Here is a 4,206-nt window from a genome sequence, read left to right on the forward strand (position 1 = left end):
AGGTTTTTTTAATGGTGGACCTGGAGGGATTTGAACCCCCGGCCAATCGGTTATGAGCCGATTGCTCTGACCAACTGAGCTACAGGTCCTAGTATTAAGTTAACAATTGATAATGTATAATTGATAGTTAAAGCCTTTAAGTTCTTAAATTTTTTTGACTATAAATTATCAATTCTAAACTATCAATTTATTTCAATGGTCGGAGCAGCAGGATTTGAACCTGCGACCCCCTGGTCCCAAACCAGGTGCGCTACCAAACTGCGCCATGCTCCGTTGTCTGTGGCAACAGATAATATTCTATACTCTTTTCACTTGAAAGTCAAAGACTTTTTTTATTCACAATAGCTAATTAAATAAGATTATCTTCATAAATCTCTTATAATATGCAATTATCTAGGGAATAATACGAAAAACAAATAAAAGTTGATTTAATTAAACTAGACTACTATAATTTTTATTAAGGATTGGTTATATAGTAATTAGTAATGAGTAATGGGTGAAACTTTAAAAACTAGAAATCCCTTTGTTCACTAGGATTTATAAGAGTTCTTGAGATTTTAATCTTACTCATTACTCATCACCCATTACTAGTTGCACGAAAGTGCAACTATATTACTATATTTTAATAATAAGGAGAGATTAATTATGAAGATATTACTTACAAATGATGATGGGATCTTTGCTCCAGGAATTCAAAATTTATGTAAGGAGTTAGAGAAGGAACATGAGGTAGTTGTAGTTGCTCCAGATAGAGAAAGGAGTGCTGCTGGTCATTCAATCACTTTACATCACCCTTTAAGGGCCAAAGAGATGAGCTTTGAGGGGATTGAGTCTAAATGTATTGCTATCGATGGGACGCCAGCTGATTGTGTTAAGATAGCAATAGAATCCTTATTAGAAGATAAACCAGATTTTGTTATCTCAGGGATTAATGCAGGGCCAAATTTAGGTTATGATGTCCTTTACTCAGGTACGGTATCTGCTGCTGTTGAAGGACTTTTATTAGGGGTTTCTGCTATTGCTATATCTTTAGTAACAGATGATAAATGGGAATTTAGCCAAGGTGCTAAGTTTGTAAATAAACTATTAAAAGAGTATAAGAGAAGAGACCTTGCTAAAGATATTTTATTAAATGTAAATTTACCAGTAGATTTTAATGGGAGCAGTCGAATAACTAAGTTGGGGAATAGAAGCTATACTAATAGTTTTGAACAGAGATTAGATCCTAGAGGCGAACGATATTATTGGTTGGCAGGAGAGGCTGTAGAGGAAGACAATGATGAAGAGACTGATGTAAGGGCTATTAATGAAGGATACGCCTCTATTACACCTATAAAGTTATCCTTAACAGCCTTTAAAAAAATGGAAAATTTAAGAAAGTGGGATCTATAGGAATAAAGTGCTCCTTCATATGAATATTTTATACTAAAAGCTCTATGGAGGAGATTGTATGCCAGAAGCTAGAAATGAGGGTTTAGGGATTAAAGTTAGTGGTATTTTGATTGGACTTTTAGTTAGTTTGGCTATTTTATTGGTGGGAAGTTTTATCTTGGGATTAATTATTAACTTTAGTAGTCTGTCTAATAACTCTGCTAGCAGAGTTCTCTTTATAACAAATTATTTTGCTATCTTTGTAGGTGGGATTGTTTCGGCTTATTTAGCAGGGAGTAAGGGGTGGATTAATGGGGGGCTGGTAGGTTTAGTTTATATGGGGAGTATAATATTATTAGGTAGTCTCTGGAATCCAGTTGTCTTTTCTCTTGGTTTGGGTCTTAGAGTAGGGATTGGCTTTTTGATCTCAGCTTTAGGAGGTATGATAGGAGTAAATATTATTTAAAGGGAGGAGGTTAGATGGAGGAGAAAAGGATTGATATTAGAGTTGATGATCTCCATACAACTGAACTTTTATCGGAATTTATTTATAATTCCTTACTTGAAGCAGAGGAGGAAATAAGAGATTTTAAGTCTCAATTTTTAGAGGATGGTCAGCTTGTATATATAGTTATAAGTTTTGTATTAGGAAATATAAGTATAGGTTTTTTAGAAGAGATTGGAAAGAGTATTTGGGATAGTATAAAGGGTATATTTGCTGGGAAAGATGAGAGATTTCCTGATGAAGAAGAGATGCCAGTCTTTGAATTTAAGTTTAATTATAAAGGGGTGGAAGTTAAAGCTAGGGTTAAGAATAAGGATTTAGATAAGCTAGAATGGGCATTAAAACTTCTTAAAGATTTGGTTAAAGAGTTAAAAGAAGAGGATGATACTTTAAAAGAGATTGATTTATTTTTTAATGGTGATAAGGATAAGTGGATATATATGGGTAGAGATTAACGCATTCCATTTGGTTTGCGTTTTTTTATTTAGTTAATTTTTCTATTTGAAATTTAATAATCATAAAGTGGCGTTGCCGTACATTAGCTATGGTAATATTTTATTTACATATTATGCATTATTTCCTGCATCTTTCTTTATTTTCATTAATTTATCTTCATTCTATTTTAAGCTTTTGGTTAAAATAATAGATGATAGATAATAACGTGAAAAGATGGGGTGAGGATTATGTCAACTAGTGAAGCAAAAAGTTGTAATTTATTAGCTTTAACTCAATTGGATGAATACTGGCAGGAGCAAGGGATGGAACTCTTTCCTCATCAATTAGATACAGTAGATAGAGTGATCAATAATATGGAGGGAAAGGCCATTTTAGCTGATGAGGTTGGTCTGGGCAAGACTATTGAAGCTGGTATGATCTTAAAAGAGTATATGGCTAGAGGTGAGGTTGAGACTTGTTTGGTATTGACACCAGCCTCTTTAGGGTTTCAATGGTGGAATGAATTGACCCATAAGTTTAAGATAAACTGTTTTAATAATCGCAAAGGAAAGGGATGGCATTATTTTAATGTAATAATTTCTTCTTTAGATAAGGCTAAACGATCTCCTCATTGTGATTATATCTATGATAGAGGTTTTGATATGGTAATTGTAGATGAGGCTCATAAGCTAAAAAACTCTAAGACGATGAATTGGAAGTTTGTTGAGAAGATACCTAAGAAGTATTTATTACTCTTAACAGCTACTCCAATACAGAATGATTTAAAGGAGCTTTATAACTTGGTACAGTTATTACGACCAGAGATATTTGGAAATTATAAAGAGTTTAAGAAGGATTATGTAAAGGATAAGCATTCAGCTCAGAATTTAGATAATCTCCAAGACTCTCTTTCAAAGGTAATGATTAGAAATCAGCGTGAGGATATTGATCTTTATTACACAGATAGAAAAGTTAAGTTAATTCCTTTAGAATTAAGTGATAAAGAGAGAGAGTTGTATGATGGGATTACTAATTTGGTTAAAGATGAATATAAAAGATGTGTAGATAAAAATAAGAGTATATTTCATTTATTAACCTTACAAAGGGAGGTTTGTAGTAGCTCCTTTGCTGTAGCTCAAACACTAGAGAAGATATGTAAGTCAGATGATTACAAGGCTATAGCTAAGGAGTTGGAGGAGTTGTTGGTCCTTGCTAAGTCGATAAGAGAAAATCAGAAAATGGATAAAGTAGAAGAAATATTAGAAGAAGGTGAAGGGAAAGCAATAATCTTTACCGAATATAGAGCTACTCAGAAGTATATCTGTTATCATTTATACAAGAAGGGGTATAATCCTGTTATCTTTAGCGGTGAGTTAAGAGACAACCAAAAAGAGTGGGCCAAAAACCAATTTATGCGTGGTGGTGATGTGTTAATCAGTACTGAAGCAGGGGGTCAAGGTATTAACTTGCAATTTTGTAATAAAATAATTAATTATGATCTGCCCTGGAATCCAATGAAGTTAGAACAGAGAATCGGTAGGATTCATAGATTAGGTCAAGATAAGGATGTTTTAATCTATAATCTGACAACTAAAGGGACTATTGAAGAGAAGATAGTAGATCTGCTTGATAAGAAGATTAGTCTTTTTGAATCAGTAATCGGTGGTTTAGATCAGATAGTAAGCGAGGATGTAGAGAAGAGTATTGGTAGTGATATATTAGAAATGCTTGTGGAAAGTTAAGGGTTATAGTAATAAAGTGTCACTTTCGTGCCACTAGTAATGGGTAATGAGTGAAGAGTAATGAGTAAAGTCAAGAACTCACACCTCCCCCCCTACCCCCCTTCGGGTCTATCGACCACTCCGTGCAAAACCAGCCTCTCCTCCTCTGAAGAG

Annotated in this window: 4 protein-coding genes and 2 tRNA genes; 4 read left to right on the top strand and 2 right to left on the bottom strand. The window is 33.9% G+C overall.

Features of this window, described 5'->3' with window-relative positions:
- Window positions 1-12 precede the first annotated feature (12 nt).
- Window positions 13-89 (bottom strand) — tRNA-Ile (locus tag HALSAC_RS0101340).
- 107 nt (window positions 90-196) lie between these two features.
- Window positions 197-273 (bottom strand) — tRNA-Pro (locus HALSAC_RS0101345).
- Window positions 274-645: 372 nt separating this feature from the next.
- On the opposite strand from HALSAC_RS0101345, the gene surE reads away from it, so the two are divergent.
- The 4 genes from surE (at window position 646) to HALSAC_RS14690 (ending at window position 4,053) form a co-directional block, all read left to right on the top strand.
- On the top strand, window positions 646-1,392 hold the full coding sequence (gene surE, locus HALSAC_RS0101350; protein WP_027338759.1) for a 5'/3'-nucleotidase SurE: 747 nt from the start codon (window positions 646-648) through the stop codon (window positions 1,390-1,392).
- Window positions 1,393-1,450: 58 nt separating this feature from the next.
- Entirely contained in the window at window positions 1,451-1,837 is a 387-nt protein-coding gene (locus HALSAC_RS0101355; protein WP_027338760.1) for a TIGR04086 family membrane protein, read from the top strand.
- A gap of 14 nt (window positions 1,838-1,851) precedes the next feature.
- A complete protein-coding gene (locus HALSAC_RS0101360) occupies window positions 1,852-2,331 on the top strand; it encodes a hypothetical protein (RefSeq protein WP_027338761.1) in 480 nt (159 codons plus the stop codon).
- A gap of 228 nt (window positions 2,332-2,559) precedes the next feature.
- A complete protein-coding gene (locus HALSAC_RS14690; protein ID WP_035571117.1) occupies window positions 2,560-4,053 on the top strand; it encodes a DEAD/DEAH box helicase in 1,494 nt (497 codons plus the stop codon).
- Window positions 4,054-4,206 lie beyond the last annotated feature (153 nt).

Origin of the sequence: Halonatronum saccharophilum DSM 13868 (assembly GCF_000517025.1) — a bacterium.
GTDB lineage: Bacteria > Bacillota > Halanaerobiia > Halobacteroidales > Halobacteroidaceae > Halonatronum > Halonatronum saccharophilum.

Excerpts from the sequence above, each read along its gene's own strand:
- HALSAC_RS0101360 (WP_027338761.1), top strand. The coding sequence starts at position 1,852 with ATGGAGGAGAAAAGGATTGATATTAGAGTTGATGATCTCCATACAACT.
- surE (WP_027338759.1), top strand. The coding sequence starts at position 646 with ATGAAGATATTACTTACAAATGATGATGGGATCTTTGCTCCAGGAATT.
- HALSAC_RS0101355 (WP_027338760.1), top strand. The coding sequence starts at position 1,451 with ATGCCAGAAGCTAGAAATGAGGGTTTAGGGATTAAAGTTAGTGGTATT.
- HALSAC_RS14690 (WP_035571117.1), top strand. The coding sequence starts at position 2,560 with ATGTCAACTAGTGAAGCAAAAAGTTGTAATTTATTAGCTTTAACTCAA.